Below are 15,907 nucleotides of genomic sequence, written 5' to 3' on the forward strand. Positions count from 1 at the left end.
ATCCTTCGTCAGCTCAGGCGCTTACCTGGATGGGGGTGAATTCGCGTGTCAGGGCGCCCTCGGTGCGTTCCTTCCAGGGGTCCACCTGGGCGGGTTCCTGGGACAGGCGGAAGCGCTCGGCCAGGGCCTTGCGGCTGGCCTCGTCCTCCACCACCCGGGCCTTGACGTGGGCCAGGCCGACGCGCTCGACCCAGGGCGCGGTGCGTTCCAGGTAGTGGGCCTCCTCGCGGTAGAGCTGGGTGAAGGCGGCGCAGTACTCCAGCACCTCTTCCTCCGTGGCCACGCGGCAGAGCAGGTCGGTGACCCGCACCTTGATGCCGCCGTTGCCGCCGATGTGCAGCTCGTAGCCGGAATCGACGCAGACCACGCCGAAGTCCTTGATGGTGGCCTCGGCGCAATTTCTCGGACAGCCGGAAACCGCCAGCTTGAACTTGTGCGGCATCCAGGAGCCCCAGGTCAGCTCCTCCAGCTTGACCCCCAGGCCGGTCGAGTCCTGGGTGCCGAACCGGCACCACTTGGCGCCGACGCAGGTCTTCACCGTGCGCATGGCCTTGCCGTAGGCGTGGCCGGAGACGAAGCCGGCGGCGGAGAGGTCCTGCCACATGGCCGGCAGGTCTTCCTTCTTCACCCCGAACAAGTCGATGCGCTGGCCGCCGGTGACCTTCATCTCCGGCACCTGGAACTTGTCCGCCACGTCGGCGATGGCGCGCAGCTCGGCCGGCGTGCAGAGGCCGCCGAACATGCGCGGCACCACGGAGAAGCTGCCGTCCTTCTGGATGTTGCCGTGGGCGCGCTCGTTGATGAAGCGGGACTGGGCGTCGTCCCGGTATTCGCCCGGCCAGGCGCACAGCAGGTAGTAGTTGAGCGCCGGGCGGCACTTGTTGCAGCCGTCGGGCGTCTGCCAGCCCAGGGCCTGCATGGTGTCGGCCATGGTCTTCAGGCCCTGTTCGGCGATGGCGGCGCGGATCTCGTCGTGGGTGTGCTCGGTGCAGCCGCACAGGGGCTTCTTCGAAGGCGCCGTGGAGTAGTCGCCGCCCACGGTGGCGGCCAGCAGGGTCTCCACCAGGCCGGTGCAGGAGCCGCACGAGGCCGAGGCCTTGGTATGGGCGCGCACCTCGTCCAGGGTGAACAGCTTCTTGTCCCGGATGCTCTTGACGATGTCGCCCTTGCAGACGCCGTTGCAGCCGCAAATCTCGGCCGAATCGGGCATGGCCAGCAGGCGGGTCTTCTCGTCGCCCAGGCCGCCGCCGGCGCCCGAGTCGCCGATGTGGTGGCGGCCGAACAGCAGCTTGTCGCGGAAGTCGGACACGTCGGTGCCGTCCCGCATCAGCTCGAAGTACCAGGCGCCGTCCAGGGTGTCGCCGTACAGGCAGGCGCCCGCCAGCTTGTTGTCCTGCAGGACCAGCTTCTTGTAGGCGCCCCGGCCGGGGTCCTGGAAGACGATCTCCTCGGTGCCCTCGCCGCCCATGAAGTTGCCGGCCGAGAACAGGTCGATGCCGGTGACCTTGAGCTTGGTGGAGGTCATGGAGCCGCGGTAGATGCCGACGCCGTGCTCGGCCAGGTGGTTGGCGCACACCTTGGCCTGCTCGAACAGGGGGGCCACCAGGCCGTAGGCGATGCCACGGTGGTTGACGCACTCGCCGACGGCGTAGATGCGCGGGTCGAAGGTCTGCATGGTGTCGTTCACCACGATGCCGCGCTGGCACTGCAGGCCGGCCGATTCGGCCAGGGCGGTGTTGGGCCGGATGCCCACGGCCATGACCACCAGGTCGGCCGGCGCCGTCTCGCCGTCCTTGAACTGCACGGCGCAGACGCGGCCGCTTTCCCCGCGCACCAGTTCCCGGGTCTGCTTCCTGAGCAGGAACTTCAGGCCCTTGGCCTCCAGGTTCTGCTGCAGCAGGCGGGCGGCGGGCTCGTCGAGCTGGCGCTCCAGCAGCCAGTCGCCGATGTGGACCACAGAGACCTCCATGCCGCGCTGCTTGAGGCCGTTGGCGGCCTCCAGGCCGAGCAGGCCGCCGCCGATCACGACGGCGTGCTTGTACTGGGCCGAGGCGCGGATCATGTGGTCGACGTCGGCGATGTCGCGGAAGCCGACCACGCCGTCCAGGTCGGCGCCCGGGACGGGCAGGATGAAGGGCTTGGAGCCGGTGGCCAGGAGCAGGCGGTCATAGCTGGCGCGGGTACCGTCGTCGGCCTCGACGAACCGGTTGCCGCGGTCGATCTTCACGACCCGCTTGCCCGTGTGCAGGGCGATGCCGTGGCCGGCGTACCAGTCCCGGCCGTTGAGGACGATCTGTTCCACCGTCTGCTCCCCGGCCAGCACGGGCGACAGCATGATGCGGTTGTAGTTGGGGTGCGGCTCGTCGCCGAACACCGTGATGTCGTACATGTCCGGCGCGGACTTGAGCAGCTCCTCCAGGGTGCGGATGCCGGCCATGCCGTTGCCCACCAGTACCAATTTCATGCGTGCCATGCGTTTGCCCTCGGCAAAAAAAAAGCGTCCTCCCCCGAAGGGAAGGACGCCGTTGTCCAGGATAGATCAGCCCGTGGTGACCTGCAGCGTATATAGCAACGCCCGTGCCACAGGGTAGATATACGTAAAATCAATCGGATAGCGCGTCGCCTGGGCCCGTCGTACGCACTATCGCAGGGCACGGCGCACGGCTTTCGCGCGCAAACGATGCCGTGTCAGCCTCCGTAGGCGGCGTTCTTCATGGTCGTGGCCAGGACGCCGTAGACCTCGGCCCAGGCGGCCTTCACCGCCGGCGTGAAGGCCGGGCCCAGGCCCTGCGCCAGGGTGTCGAGCAGGGCGGCGCCGACGCTGTCGTAGTGCTCGGCCTTGACCCCGTAGGCGACGTGGCGGCGGCCGAGGTCCTGGACCGCCGGCACGATGCTGTCCAGCCGGTCCAGGCTGGCGACGGCGTAGCCGATCATCTGCATCAGCTTCCTGCCCTGTTCCGCGATGTCGCCCTTGAACAGCGGCTTCAGGGCGGGGTCGAGTTCGAACAGTCGCTGATAGAACAGCATGGCCGCCTGATCGGCGATCGGGGCGACCTTGGCGAAGCTTTCCTGGACCAGTTGCTTGTCTTGCGGGCTCATGAACAATCTCCAATTCGGTTGGCAGCGGGGAGGCGAAAAAAAACGGCGCCGCCGCACCGGATCGCTCCGGTGGCAGGGACGCCGTTGTCCACTCATGGCCGTCGACCGGGGTTCGGCACGAGCCAGCCATGCCCGGTATCAGCAAACCGCGTGCCATTGACCTATTCAAGTTGAATCAATGGGTTACGCCGGCGCGGCGGGGCCGTTCCGGGAGCTTGGCGGCACCGGCGCGGGGCGGTCTTGGTGCGCACGACCGGTATTGGTGCCCCGGCCGGGGGCGCCGCTCAGGTGTAGCTGACCTCGTACAGGCCACCGACCACCATGTACTCGTCCTCGCCGCGGAAGCGCCCGGGCAACAGGCGGTGGTAGAAGAAGACCTTGGCCAGCGGCACGCTGACCTCGAGGATGCGGTCGCCGAATTCGTCCGCCCGCTCGCGGTCCCCGGAGAAGGAGGTGAGGCTGTTCAGGAGGACGATGCCGCGGCCGGTGCGCAGGTCGGTCATCGCCTCGTATTCGGCCAGCCGGTTGACGCCCCGGTACAGGGTGACGTGGGTCTCGCCGGGCCGGCGCCGGCCCAGCTCGTACTGGCAGTAGGTGTAGAGCAGGTCGAACTGCGCTTCCAGGGCATTGGTGCCGTAGAGGCCTTGGCTGCGTTGCTCCAGATAGCGTCGGTAGGTTTCCCCGGAGAAGTCGCGGATGGCGCCGCCGTGGTGGCGCGGCAGCAGCCCGAAACGCGATTCCACCCAGCCCTTCAGGACCGCCCCCTCGAGACCGTCGGAGTCGAAGAACCAGCCGCGCAGCATGCGCAGGTAGCTGGCCTTGGCGCGGGCCGTGCCGGCGTCCCCGCTGTAGCCGGCCTCCTCCGGCCGCTCGAGGCTGAAGGTGGCGTCCATGTGGGCCATGAACAGGGCGACCCGCTCGTTGCGGTCGGCCTCGCGGTCGAGGCGGCGGAACAGTCCCTCGTGCACTTCCAGGACCCCGTCCAGGGCCAGCGGCACCGGATGGCGCTGGTAGGCCAGGCTGCCCAGCATGGTGGCCGGCAGGGAGCAGCGGTTGATCGGCAGGCGTGCGCTGCGGGGCAGGGGAAGGGCGGCTTCGGGAGGGGTCACGCGGGCCTTTTTATCCGCCTGGCGGCGTCCTGTCTACGGGCGTCCGCACATGGCCTAGAATCCGGCCATCGACATAGGGAGGCCCGCATGATCCACGACGGCAGCATCGCCCTGCTGATCGACGCCGACAACAGCCCCGCCGGCAAGATCGAACAGGTGCTCGACGAACTCGCCAAGTACGGCGTCATCAACATCCGGCGCGCCTACGGCAACTGGAAGAGCCCGAACCTGAAGGGCTGGGAGGCGGTCCTGCACGAGTACGCCATCCAGCCGATGCAGCAGTTCGCCTATAGCAAGGGCAAGAACGCCACCGACATGGCCATGGTCGTGGACGCCATGGACCTGCTCTACGGCAAGCACCTGGAGGGCATCGCCCTGGTCTCCAGCGACGCCGACTTCACGCCCCTGGTGATGCGCATGCGGGCCAACGGCGTCAAGGTGTACGGCTTCGGCGAGGAGAAGACGCCGATGCCGTTCGTCAACGCCTGCTCGCGCTTCCTCTATCTGGAACACCTGGGCGCGGCCGAGGCCAAGGCCGCCGAGCTACCGTCGCCCGCGCAGCCGGCGACGCTGCCGGTGCGCCGGAGCGGCAACGAGCTGAAGGGCGATACCCGGCTGGTCAGCCTGCTGCGCAATTCGGTCGCCGCGGCGGCCGACGACGACGGCTGGGCCCATCTCGGCGCGGTCGGCAGCCACATCTCCAAGCAGGCCTCGTTCGACCAGCGCAACTACGGCTACGCCAAGCTGGGCGACCTGTTCGCCGCCATCGACCTGTTCGAGATCGGCAAGCGCGACAAGGGGCTCTACGTGCGCGACCGCCGGCGCCTGGCGGCGCGGGAGGCGGACGCCCCGGATCCGGAGTGACTCCGGCGTCGGCCGGCCGGGCCGGGCCGGGCGTGCGACGTTGTCGTGAGCCCGACAACGGCCCGGGAATTTCCTTGTCGCCACCCCTACAAAGACCAGGGCTTTGTCGCGACAAAAACGCCTGTCGACGCCGACGCCGATCAATGCAGCGTAAATAAATCAATAGGTTACAGTTGATTCTCGGGCCTGGCACGGCCATTGCGACAGTGAAGGTGCGAGCGAATCCTTCATTCGCATCCTTTTAGTGACGTGTCAGAGGAGAAATCAAGATGGCTTTGCGTCAATGTGCTATTTACGGCAAGGGCGGTATCGGCAAGTCCACCACCACCCAGAACCTGGTTGCTGCCCTCGCCGAGGCCGGCAAGAAAGTGATGATCGTCGGCTGCGACCCCAAGGCCGACTCCACCCGTCTGATCCTGCACTCGAAGGCTCAGAATACCATCATGCACCTGGCCGCTGAAGCCGGTTCCGTGGAAGACCTGGAACTGGAAGACGTGCTCAAGGTCGGCTACGGCGGCGTCAAGTGCGTCGAGTCCGGTGGTCCGGAGCCGGGCGTCGGCTGTGCCGGCCGCGGCGTCATCACCGCCATCAACTTCCTGGAAGAAGAAGGCGCCTACGAGGAAGACCTCGACTTCGTGTTCTACGACGTGCTCGGCGACGTGGTGTGTGGCGGTTTCGCCATGCCCATCCGCGAGAACAAGGCCCAGGAAATCTACATCGTCTGCTCCGGCGAGATGATGGCCATGTACGCCGCCAACAACATCTCCAAGGGCATCGTGAAGTACGCCAACTCGGGCGGCGTCCGTCTGGCCGGCCTGATCTGCAACTCCCGTAACACCGACCGCGAAGACGAACTGATCATCGCCCTGGCCGAAAAGCTGGGCACCACCATGATCCACTTCGTGCCGCGCGACAACGTGGTGCAGCACGCCGAGATCCGTCGTATGACCGTGATCGAGTACGACCCGAAGGCCAAGCAGGCCGACGAGTACCGTTCCCTGGCCCAGAAGGTCATCGCCAACAAGAACCTGAACATCCCGACCCCGGTCACCATGGATGAACTGGAAGACCTGCTGATGGAATTCGGCATCATGGAAGAGGAAGACGAGTCCATCGTCGGCCAGACCGCCGCCGCGGCCGCCACCGCCTGATGATTTGAGCCCCGGCCGGCGCCGCGCGCTCCCCCGCGCGGGGCCGGCCACCCGAAAACCGACCATGTCGTCCACGGATTGGTGGCGGCGTGAAAGGAGAAGCAAATGGCTAACCTGACCCGTGAAGAGACCGAAGCCCTCATCGCCGAGGTGCTCGAGGTCTATCCCGAGAAGGCTCAGAAGGACCGCAAGAAGCACTTGGCCGTCAACGACCAGAGCATCGAGCAGTCGAAGAAGTGCATCACCTCCAACCGCAAGTCGCTGCCCGGCGTGATGACCATCCGCGGCTGCGCCTACGCCGGTTCCAAGGGCGTGGTGTGGGGTCCGATCAAGGACATGATCCACATCTCCCACGGTCCCGTCGGCTGCGGCCAGTATTCCCGCGCCGGTCGCCGCAACTACTACGTCGGCACCACCGGTATCAACACCTACGGCACCATGAACTTCACCTCGGACTTCCAGGAGAAGGACATTGTGTTTGGCGGCGACAAGAAGCTCGCCAAGCTGATCGAAGAGATCGAACAGCTGTTCCCCCTCAACAAGGGTATCTCGGTGCAGTCCGAGTGCCCGATCGGTCTGATCGGTGACGACATCGAAGCCGTCTCCAAGAAGGCCTCCGCCCAGTTCGAAAAGCCGGTCGTGCCGGTCCGCTGCGAAGGTTTCCGCGGCGTCTCCCAGTCCCTCGGCCACCACATCGCCAACGACGCCATCCGTGACTGGGTGTTCGAGCGCGACGGCAAGGACCTGAAGAGCAAGTTCGAGCCCACCCCCTACGACGTCACCATCATCGGCGACTACAACATCGGCGGCGACGCCTGGTCCTCCCGCATCCTGCTCGAAGAGATGGGCCTGCGCGTGATCGCCCAGTGGTCCGGCGACGGCACCATCGCCGAGATGGAAAACACCCCCAAGGCCAAGCTGAACCTGCTCCACTGCTACCGCTCGATGAACTACATCAGCCGGCACATGGAAGAGAAGTACGGTATTCCCTGGATGGAATACAACTTCTTCGGCCCGACCAAGATCGAGGAATCGCTGCGCAAGATCGCCGCCTTCTTCGACGAGTCGATCCAGCAGAAGTGCGAGGAAGTCATCGCCAAGTACCGTCCGATGGTCGACGCCGTGATCGCCAAGTACAAGCCGCGCCTGACCGGCAAGCGCGTCATGCTCTACGTCGGCGGCCTGCGTCCGCGCCACGTCATCGGTTCCTACGAGGACCTGGGCATGGAAGTGGTCGGCACCGGCTACGAGTTCGCCCACAACGACGACTACGACCGCACCATCAAGGAAATGGGCAACGCGACCCTGCTCTACGACGACGTCACCGGCTTCGAATTCGAAGAGTTCGTCAAGAAGGTCAAGCCCGACTTGGTCGGCTCCGGCATCAAGGAAAAGTACATCTTCCAGAAGATGGGCATCCCCTTCCGCCAGATGCACAGCTGGGACTACTCCGGCCCCTACCACGGCTACGATGGCTTCGCCATCTTCGCCCGGGACATGGACATGACCCTGAACAACCCGTGCTGGAACAAGCTGACGCCGCCCTGGATGAAGCCCGCCGCTGAATCCGAGGACCTGGCCAAGGCCGCGTAAGGAACCGATGCGGGCGGCCCGCGTGCCGCCCGAATGACCAACCTAGTGCCCGTGTCCGCGGATTGGCGGTGCGGGCTAGGAGATGAACATGCAAGTCGCCGAAGATATCAAGCCGTCCTACCCCTTGTTCCGGGACGACCAGTACAAGGACATGCTCAAGGCCAAGGCTGAGCAGTTCGAGGACAAGATCGACCAGGCCAAGATCGAAGAGACCTTCCAGTGGACCACCACCATGGAATACCGGGAGCTCAACTTCAAGCGCGAGGCCCTGACCGTCAACCCCGCCAAGGCCTGCCAGCCGCTCGGCGCCGTCCTGTGCGCCCTCGGTTTCGAGAAGACCCTGCCCTACGTGCACGGTTCGCAAGGCTGCGTCGCCTACTTCCGTACCTACTTCAACCGCCACTTCAAGGAGCCGGTTTCCTGCGTGTCCGACTCCATGACCGAGGACGCCGCCGTGTTCGGTGGCCAGAAGAACATGTTCGACGGCCTGGCCAACGCCAAGGCCCTGTACAAGCCGGACATGATCGCCGTCTCGACCACCTGCATGGCCGAGGTCATCGGTGACGACTTGAACGCGTTCATCAACAACAGCAAGAAGGAAGGCCACATTCCCCAGGAATACCCGGTTCCCTTCGCGCACACCCCGTCCTTCGTCGGCAGCCACGTCACCGGCTGGGACAACATGTTCGAAGGCATCATCCGCTACTTCACCCTGAACTACATGGGCGACAAGGAAGTGGGCAAGAACGGCAAGATCAACATCGTGCCGGGCTTCGAAACCTACCTGGGCAACTACCGCGTCATCAAGCGCATGCTGACCGAGATGGGCGTGCCCTTCTCCTTCCTGTCCGACCCGACCGAAGTGCTCGACACCCCGGCCGACGGCCAGTTCCGCATGTACGCCGGCGGCACCACCATGGACGAGGTCAAGGATGCCCCGAACGCCAAGACCACTTTCCTGCTCCAGCCCCTGCAACTCGACAAGACCAAGAAGTACGTCGAGGGCACCTGGAACCATGAAGTGCCCAAGCTGAGCATCCCCATGGGCCTGGAGTGGACCGACGAGTGGCTGATGAAGGTCAGCGAAGTCAGCGGCCAGCCGATCCCCGAGTCCCTGGTCAAGGAACGCGGCCGCCTGGTCGACATGATGACCGACAGCCACACCTGGCTGCACGGCAAGAAGTTCGCCCTCTACGGCGACCCGGACTTCGTCATGGGCATGAGCAAGTTCCTCATGGAACTGGGTGCCGAGCCCCTGCACGTCCTCGCCAACAACGGCAGCAAGAAGTGGCAGAAGGCCATGCAGAAGGTCCTGGAGTCCTCGCCCTACGGCGTCAACGCCAAGGTCTACGCGGGCTACGATCTGTGGCACATGCGCAGCCTGGTGTTCACCGAGAAGCCGGACTTCCTGATCGGCAACAGCTACGGCAAGTTCATCCAGCGCGACACCCTGCACAAGGGCAAGGAGTTCGAGGTTCCCCTGATCCGCCTGGGCTTCCCGATCTTCGACCGCCACCACCTGCACCGCATGACCACCATGGGCTACGAGGGCGCGATGTACATGCTCACCACCCTGGTCAACGCGGTCCTGGAGCGTCTGGACGAGGAAACCCGCGGCATGGGTACGACGGACTACAACTACGACCTGGTTCGCTAACCCCCAACTCCCCGCCGCCACGCCGCCCGCCTGGGCGGGTGGCCGGGGAACAACGAGGAAACCCCATGGCCAACATCATGATCCGTCGCGGCGACAAGGGCGAATACGTGTTCTACCTGCCCAAGCGCGATCTCGAGGACACCATCACCTCGATGGAGTTCGACACCCCGGAGAAGTGGGGTGGCGAGATCAAGCTGAACAACGGCGGCAGCTACTACATCGACCCGCAGCCGGCCCCCGAGCGGCTGCCGTATTCGGTCCGCGCACGGCGTCTTGACGCGGCGGAATGACCTGAAAGGAAACCATCATGGCTTTGAAAATCGTAGCCGACCTGTGTACCTCTTGCGGCGATTGCGAACCCGATTGCCCGACCGAGTCGATCAAGCCCAAGAAGGGCGTCTATGTCATCAACGCGGACACCTGCACCGAATGCGAGGGCGATTTCGACAAGCCCAAGTGCCTGGAGCTGTGCCCGGTGGACGACTGCATCATCCCGGCCTGAGTACCCCCTCCGCGGGGGCGCCGCTCCCGCGGACCCGAATAGCGAGGAATCACGCATGACCACCATCACCAAAGGCGCCGCGTTGCGCATCGCCCTGGCCGCCAAGGTCCTGGAAGGGGTGGACCCGCGTGCCTTCACCGTCAAGCTGGCCGAGAAGGTCGGCCTGCCCATCACGGAAGACAAGCTGGCCGCCGTCACGGTGGCCGAGATCAAGCTCCTGCTCACCGGCGAGGAGACCGTCGAGCCCGATCAGGACATGGCGTCCATCAAGCTCGCGGTGCGCTACCTCTGGGGCGACAACGGCGACGACTCCGACGTGCCCAAGCCGGAGTCCTACACGGACGGCGAACTGCCCGACAGCCTGCGCGTCGCGGTGGCCTCCAACAGCGGCGACAACGTCGACGGCCACTTCGGCTCGGCGCCCCGCTTCCTGATCTACCAGGTCGGCAAGACCGCCATCAAGCTGATCGACGTGCGGCCGACCCTGATCGCCGACGAGGCCGAGGACAAGAACGTCGCCCGGTCCGAGCTGATCAACGACTGCCAGATCGTCTACGTGCAGTCGATCGGCGGCCCCGCCGCCGCCAAGGTGGTCCGCGCCGGCGTCCACCCGGTCAAGTTCCCGACCCCCGGACCCGCCGTCGCCGCGCTCGCCCGACTGCAGGGCACCCTGGACGCGCCGCCGCCCTGGCTGGCCAAGATCATGGGTGTCGAAGCCAAGAGCCTGGCCCAGTTCGCCGCCGAGGAGGAAGAGGCGTGATCGCCGAGGACACCCTCGCCAAGGTCGTCGCCCAGGTCGACTCGGTCGGCCTCGGCGAAGCCACGATCACGGCGCTGCGCCAGGCCTGGCCGGGTGTCCACTTCACCTACTGTTCCGAGGACGAGGTCCCGGCCCGGCTCAAGCCGGTCGCCGACGGCCGCGACTTCGGCGTCTACCTGGTCAGCGGCGCGGAGCATTGCGTCGCCTTCACCGACCACCTCGAGGCCGCCACCGGACTGGTGTTGGCCGCCCGTTCCGAAGAAGACTGAGGAGTTCTGCGCCATGGGGTCCCGTCTCAGCACGCCGGTCGTTATAAACCCTACGCACATAACGGGTAAGGCGATCCTGGCCGCTGCTGAGCCAACGCCGCGGGCCGGCCCCGGTCTGCTGGAGTTGCTCGCCGAGACCGGGTCGTTGACCGAAGCGGCCGTCATTCTGGGGCTGGACGAGGATCTGGCCTGGCATTACCTGGTGGCCGCGAACAACCTGTGCGACCAGCCGCTCATCCGCACCCGGGCCGACCAGCCGGTCCCGACCGTGCACGCCCGCCGCCTGCTCAGCCGGGACGAGGATCTCGCCCAGGCGTTCGAACGCTTCCTCGACAGCCCCGGTGGCGGCGCCTTCCGGCAGTTCCAGCAACGCCACCAGTTTCTGCGCCGGCTCGAGGCCCGCACCAGCGCGCGCAACCAGTTCTACTGCCAGGTCCAGTCGGTGCGCCGGGAACGGGTCAACGCGGTGGTCACCCTCAACCTCGGCGGCGGCGACCGCCTGGCGGCCCACATCACCGCCCGCAGCGCCGAGGAGCTCGGCCTGGTGGCGGGCCGCGCCTGCCACGCCCTCATCGACCCGTCCTGGGTCGAGGTGCGCGCCGAGTGCCCGGCGGAACGCAACGCCAACCGCCTGTGCGGCCGGGTCGCGCGCGTCCTCGACGACCCGGTCGACGCCGAGGTCGCCATCGAACTGGCCGGCGGACGTATCCTGCTGGCCACCATGACCCGCGCCGAGATGCTCGACAAGGACATCCGGCCCGGCCGGGCGGTCGGCGCCCTGATCCAGTCGTCCCAAATCATCCTGGCGGTCGACCAGCCGGCGGCCGCAACCGAATCGAGAGGAGAGCACCCATGAACCGAGCGCTGAGTTTCGAGCAGTTGATGCAGTCCTGCCACGACGTCACCGACCCGGTCGCCCGTGCCCTCGCGGGTGCCCTGGATTCGGCGGCCCGCGGCGTGATCCAGGCGCCCAGCCCGAGCCTGGGCCTGGACCGGGCCCGTTTCCGTGCCCTGCTGGCGCGCCACTTCCCGATCCTGGCGGCACCCGAAGAGGACGGCGAGGGCTGCCCACCGTTGGCCAGCGACGAGTTCGACGACCTCGTGCAACTGTTTCTGGCGCACCGCAGCCACGACGGCGAGGAAGTCGAGTGGCTGGCGCACGCCATCGCCAGTGCCTGCATGGGCGGCGACCACCTGTACCAGGACATGGGCCTGCCCAACCGGCAGGCATTGTCGGACCTCTTGAACGAGCACTTCACCGCCCTGTTCGTGAAGAACGTCGGCAACATGAAGTGGAAGAAGTTCTTCTACAAGCAGCTCTGCGACCAGGCCGAGGTCAAGGTGTGCCAAGCCCCGTCCTGCAAGGTCTGCAACGACTACTGGAATTGTTTCGGTCCGGAAGACGACACCTTCCCGGCCAATCTGGCGGTCCTGGCCGGGCGGGCCCCGGCCGACGCGGCGGCCTGATGGCCGCCGCCGGGCCGCACTCGGAGACGTCAGGCCTGGGTCGCCAGGATGACGTGCGAGGCCTTGATGATGGCCGACACGGCCGTGCCGATGTCGAGGCCCAGGCTGTCGGCACTCTCGTTGGTGATGATCGCATTGACGGTCAGGCCGCCGGCGGTCTGCATGGTCACCTCGGTGTTGACCGCACCCTTGACCAGGCGGCTGACGGCGCCGCGCAGGTGATTGCGGGCGCTGGTCTTGAGGCCGGACTCGTCGGTCATCAGGATCACCCACGGGGCCTTGATCAGGGCGGTGGCTTCGGTGCCGACCGCCAGGCCCAGGTCCTTGGCACTGCCCATGGTGACCACGGAGACGATGCGGTCGCCGCTGGCCAGGGTCAGTTCCACCTCGGCATTGACGGGACCCGGGATCACCGAGCTGACCTTGCCGGTGAATTGATTGCGCGCACTGCTTTTCATGTCTGTTTCTCCAGGAAAGTTGGGGGAGCGGGCGTCTCGGCACCCACGACACTTGCCAGTGTAGTTTGTAATAAACGGGGTGGGAGCGGAAAATCGCGCCGTTATATAAACAATTACATAACGTCAGCGCGCCCTGTTTTGGGGCACGTGCCCGCTGCGGCCCGCACAATGCTTGACTGTGAGCAATTTACCACTGCGACTAGGTGTTTTTTTTCGCCAGCGTTATGGTGTAATCGTATATAGGTAATTTCCCATGAGCGAGGAGCGACGCATGCATCTGGTAGGTCGGATCTACCTGGACACCGACGAAGGCGTCCTGTTGGCCGGGCAGCGGGTACACCTGCTCGAGGCCATCGAACGGCACGGTTCCATCCAGAAGGCGGCCAAGGAACTCGGCCTGTCCTACAAGGCGGCCTGGGATGCCGTGAACTCCATGAACAACCTGTGCGACCAGCCGCTCGTGCTGCGCGAGGTCGGCGGCCGGCGCGGCGGCGGCAGCCAGCTCACCGAGCACGGCCGCAACATGATCAAGCTGTTCCGCGCCGTCGAGGCGGAGTACCAGCGCGCCCTCGACAAATTGGGCGGCAACCTCACCGACATGCGTAATTTCAACCGCCTGCTGAACCGCTTCTCGATGAAGACCAGCGCCCGCAACCAGTTCCGCGGCGTGGTCAGCGCCCTGATCCAGGGGCCCCTCAACTTCGAGGTGCGCATGCGCCTGGACGACTGGAACGAGATCGTCGCGGTGGTCACCAACGAGAGCGCCGAGAACCTCGAACTGCGCGTCGGCATGGAGGTGTTCGCGCTGGTCAAGGCGCCCTCGGTGCTGCTGATCACCGACACCCAGGCCAAGCTGTCCACCCGCAACAAGCTGTGGGGTACCGTCTACGACCTCCAGATGGGCCCGGTCAACGCCGAGGTCACGGTCGCCCTGCCGAGCGGCAAGACCGTGGTCGCCGTGGTCACCCGCGACAGCGTCGAGGAGTTGGGCCTCGCCGTCGGCGTCCCGGTGTGTGCCGCCTTCAAGTCATCCAGCGTGATCCTCGCGGTCACCAGCTGATCTTCTTTACCTGCTCAGGAGTTTTGCAATGAAAGCCAGCCGTATCCTCGTCGCCATGTTGTTCACCCTGACCGGCGGCCTCGCCCAGGCCGAAGAGGTCCAGGTCGCCGTGGCCGCCAACTTCACCGCGCCGATGAAGGTCATCGCCGCCGATTTCGAGAAGGACACCGGCCACAAGGCCAGCCTGGCCTTCGGTTCCACCGGCAAGTTCTACGCCCAGATCAAGAACGGTGCCCCGTTCCAGGTCTTCCTGGCCGCCGACGACGAGACCCCGGCCAAGCTGGAACGGGAAACCATGACCGTCCCCGGTAGCCGGTTCACCTATGCCGTCGGCACCCTGGTGCTCTGGTCCGCCAAGCCGGACCTCGTCGACGCCAAGGGCGCCGTCCTCGCGGGCGGCGACTTTGCCCACCTGGCGGTCGCCAATCCGAAGCTGGCCCCGTACGGTACCGCGGCGATGGAAACCCTGGCCAAGCTGGGCCTGACCGACAAGCTGGCGAGCAAGATCGTGCAGGGCGAGAACATCGCCCAGACCTACCAGTTTGCCGCCACCGGCAACGCCGAACTGGGCTTCGTGGCCCTGTCCCAGGTGATGAAGGACGGCAAGATCGGCCAGGGTTCCGCCTGGGTCGTGCCGGCCGACATGCACCAGCCGATCCGCCAGGACGCCGTCATCCTGGCCAACGGCAAGGGCAACGCCGCCGCCGAGGCCTTGATGAAGTACCTCAAGACCCCGAAGGCCGTCGCGATCATCAAGTCCTACGGCTACGCCGTCCAGTAAGCCGCGCGGGCGGCCGCCGCGCCGCCCATCCTCCGGCCGCCCGGCGCGGCGGCCGCCACGGTAGAATCTCCCGGGCCGCCCCGGCGCGGCCCGTTTCCCCGCCATGACCCTGACCGACGCAGACCTTTCCGCAATCCGCCTGACCCTCGAGCTGGCCGGCCTGACGACGGCGCTGCTCCTGGTCGTCGGCACCCCCATCGCCTGGTGGCTGGCGCGTACCCGTTCCTGGCTGAAAACCCCGGTGGGCTCCATCGTCACCCTGCCGCTGGTCCTGCCCCCCACCGTGCTCGGCTTCTACCTGCTCGTCGCCATGGGCCCGGAGGGCTTGCTCGGCAAGGCGACCCAGGCCATGGGCCTGGGCCTGCTTCCGTTCACGTTCACCGGCCTGGTCCTGGCCTCGGTCATCTATTCCATGCCGTTCGTCGTGCAGCCCCTGCAGAATGCCTTCGAGGCCATCGGCGACCGTCCGCTGGAGGTCGCCGCCACCCTGCGGGCGTCGCCCCTGGACACCTTCTTCAGCGTGGTCGTGCCCTTGGCCCGGCCAGGCTTCCTGACCGCCGCCATCCTGAGCTTCGCCCACACCGTGGGGGAGTTCGGCGTGGTCCTGATGATCGGCGGCAACATCGAGGACAAGACCCGGGTCGTCTCGGTGCAGATCTACAACCACGTCGAGGCGCTGGAATACGGCGAGGCGCACTGGCTGGCCGGCGGCATGCTGTTGTTCTCCTTCCTGGTCCTGATGGCGGTGAACGCCTTCGGGCCGGACAAGACCCGGAGGCAGGCATGAGCGGCGGTGCCGACCAGGCCGCGATCGCGGCACGCTTCCAACTGAGTTGGCCGGGTTTCGCCCTCGGCGTCGACCTCGAGATGCCCGGCCGCGGCGTCACCGCCCTGTTCGGCTCCTCGGGTTCCGGCAAGACCACCCTGCTGCGCTGCATCGCCGGCCTCGAGCGTGCGCCGGGCGGCTACCTGAGCGTCGCCGGGGAGGTCTGGCAGGACGGTGCCCATTTCCTGCCCACCTACAGGCGGCCGCTCGGCTACGTCTTCCAGGAGGCCAGCCTGTTCCCGCACATGTCGGTGCGCGGCAACCTGGAATACGGCCGCAAGCGGGCCGGTTCCGGCGAGCACAAGGTATCC

General features: G+C 66.2%; 18 protein-coding genes. 14 read left to right on the top strand and 4 right to left on the bottom strand.

The genetic code is table 11. The features are described from left to right. Positions 1-13 precede the first annotated feature (13 nt). The 3 genes from nirB to EZJ19_RS15495 form a co-directional block, all read right to left on the bottom strand. A complete protein-coding gene (gene nirB, locus EZJ19_RS15485; protein WP_131449198.1) occupies positions 14-2,473 on the bottom strand; it encodes a nitrite reductase large subunit NirB in 2,460 nt (819 codons plus the stop codon). Positions 2,474-2,688: 215 nt separating this feature from the next. Next, positions 2,689-3,099 carry a globin family protein gene (locus EZJ19_RS15490; protein ID WP_131449200.1) on the bottom strand — a complete coding sequence of 137 codons (411 nt, stop codon included), beginning with the start codon at positions 3,097-3,099 and terminating at the stop codon, positions 2,689-2,691. 284 nt (positions 3,100-3,383) lie between these two features. Then, entirely contained in the window at positions 3,384-4,208 is an 825-nt protein-coding gene (locus EZJ19_RS15495; protein ID WP_240754804.1) for an NAD(+)--dinitrogen-reductase ADP-D-ribosyltransferase, read from the bottom strand. Between the two features lie 87 nt (positions 4,209-4,295). On the opposite strand from EZJ19_RS15495, the gene EZJ19_RS15500 reads away from it, so the two are divergent. The 10 genes from EZJ19_RS15500 to EZJ19_RS15545 all read left to right on the top strand — a co-directional run bounded on the left by EZJ19_RS15500 (position 4,296) and on the right by EZJ19_RS15545 (position 12,471). Then, on the top strand, positions 4,296-5,072 hold the full coding sequence (locus EZJ19_RS15500; RefSeq protein WP_131449202.1) for an NYN domain-containing protein: 777 nt from the start codon (positions 4,296-4,298) through the stop codon (positions 5,070-5,072). Positions 5,073-5,341: 269 nt separating this feature from the next. After that, positions 5,342-6,223, top strand: coding sequence for a nitrogenase iron protein (gene nifH / locus EZJ19_RS15505; protein ID WP_131449204.1), 882 nt, complete (start codon positions 5,342-5,344; stop codon positions 6,221-6,223). A gap of 105 nt (positions 6,224-6,328) precedes the next feature. Then, the gene (gene nifD, locus EZJ19_RS15510; RefSeq protein WP_131449206.1) at positions 6,329-7,816 is read left to right on the top strand and encodes a nitrogenase molybdenum-iron protein alpha chain; all 1,488 of its coding nucleotides are present in this window, start codon (positions 6,329-6,331) and stop codon (positions 7,814-7,816) included. An 88-nt stretch (positions 7,817-7,904) separates the two neighbouring features. Continuing rightward, a complete protein-coding gene (gene nifK, locus EZJ19_RS15515) occupies positions 7,905-9,473 on the top strand; it encodes a nitrogenase molybdenum-iron protein subunit beta (RefSeq protein WP_206199457.1) in 1,569 nt (522 codons plus the stop codon). Positions 9,474-9,538: 65 nt separating this feature from the next. Further along, entirely contained in the window at positions 9,539-9,763 is a 225-nt protein-coding gene (gene nifT / locus EZJ19_RS15520; RefSeq protein WP_131449210.1) for a putative nitrogen fixation protein NifT, read from the top strand. A gap of 17 nt (positions 9,764-9,780) precedes the next feature. Continuing rightward, the gene (locus tag EZJ19_RS15525; protein ID WP_131449212.1) at positions 9,781-9,975 is read left to right on the top strand and encodes a 4Fe-4S dicluster domain-containing protein; all 195 of its coding nucleotides are present in this window, start codon (positions 9,781-9,783) and stop codon (positions 9,973-9,975) included. 55 nt (positions 9,976-10,030) lie between these two features. Then, complete coding sequence (locus EZJ19_RS15530) at positions 10,031-10,735, top strand: dinitrogenase iron-molybdenum cofactor biosynthesis protein (RefSeq protein WP_131449214.1); 705 nt, start codon at positions 10,031-10,033, stop codon at positions 10,733-10,735. Next, entirely contained in the window at positions 10,732-11,004 is a 273-nt protein-coding gene (locus EZJ19_RS15535; protein WP_131449216.1) for a DUF6129 family protein, read from the top strand. Before EZJ19_RS15530 ends, EZJ19_RS15535 begins: the two co-directional genes overlap by 4 nt. Before the next feature lie 145 nt (positions 11,005-11,149). Continuing rightward, positions 11,150-11,860, top strand: coding sequence for a TOBE domain-containing protein (locus tag EZJ19_RS15540; RefSeq protein WP_165873601.1), 711 nt, complete (start codon positions 11,150-11,152; stop codon positions 11,858-11,860). Then, positions 11,857-12,471 carry a nitrogen fixation protein NifQ gene (locus tag EZJ19_RS15545; RefSeq protein ID WP_131449220.1) on the top strand — a complete coding sequence of 205 codons (615 nt, stop codon included), beginning with the start codon at positions 11,857-11,859 and terminating at the stop codon, positions 12,469-12,471. The genes EZJ19_RS15540 and EZJ19_RS15545 overlap by 4 nt, the downstream gene beginning before the upstream one ends. A 29-nt stretch (positions 12,472-12,500) precedes the next feature. Here the strand turns inward: EZJ19_RS15545 and EZJ19_RS15550 are convergent, their stop codons facing one another. Beyond that, complete coding sequence (locus EZJ19_RS15550; protein ID WP_131449222.1) at positions 12,501-12,929, bottom strand: TOBE domain-containing protein; 429 nt, start codon at positions 12,927-12,929, stop codon at positions 12,501-12,503. 271 nt (positions 12,930-13,200) lie between these two features. On the opposite strand from EZJ19_RS15550, the gene EZJ19_RS15555 reads away from it, so the two are divergent. The 4 genes from EZJ19_RS15555 to EZJ19_RS15570 form a co-directional block, all read left to right on the top strand. Beyond that, positions 13,201-13,989: a TOBE domain-containing protein gene (locus EZJ19_RS15555; RefSeq protein WP_131449224.1), complete on the top strand. Its 789-nt coding sequence runs from the start codon at positions 13,201-13,203 to the stop codon at positions 13,987-13,989. A 28-nt stretch (positions 13,990-14,017) separates the two neighbouring features. Next, positions 14,018-14,770 carry a molybdate ABC transporter substrate-binding protein gene (modA, locus tag EZJ19_RS15560; RefSeq protein ID WP_131449226.1) on the top strand — a complete coding sequence of 251 codons (753 nt, stop codon included), beginning with the start codon at positions 14,018-14,020 and terminating at the stop codon, positions 14,768-14,770. 103 nt (positions 14,771-14,873) lie between these two features. Continuing rightward, complete coding sequence (gene modB / locus EZJ19_RS15565; protein ID WP_131449228.1) at positions 14,874-15,557, top strand: molybdate ABC transporter permease subunit; 684 nt, start codon at positions 14,874-14,876, stop codon at positions 15,555-15,557. Then, the coding region (locus EZJ19_RS15570) for an ATP-binding cassette domain-containing protein (protein ID WP_131449230.1) at positions 15,554-15,907 on the top strand (354 nt) is incomplete at its 3' end. The genes modB and EZJ19_RS15570, both read left to right, overlap by 4 nt.

It is taken from the genome of Parasulfuritortus cantonensis, from assembly GCF_004337445.1.
GTDB lineage: Bacteria > Pseudomonadota > Gammaproteobacteria > Burkholderiales > Thiobacillaceae > Parasulfuritortus > Parasulfuritortus cantonensis.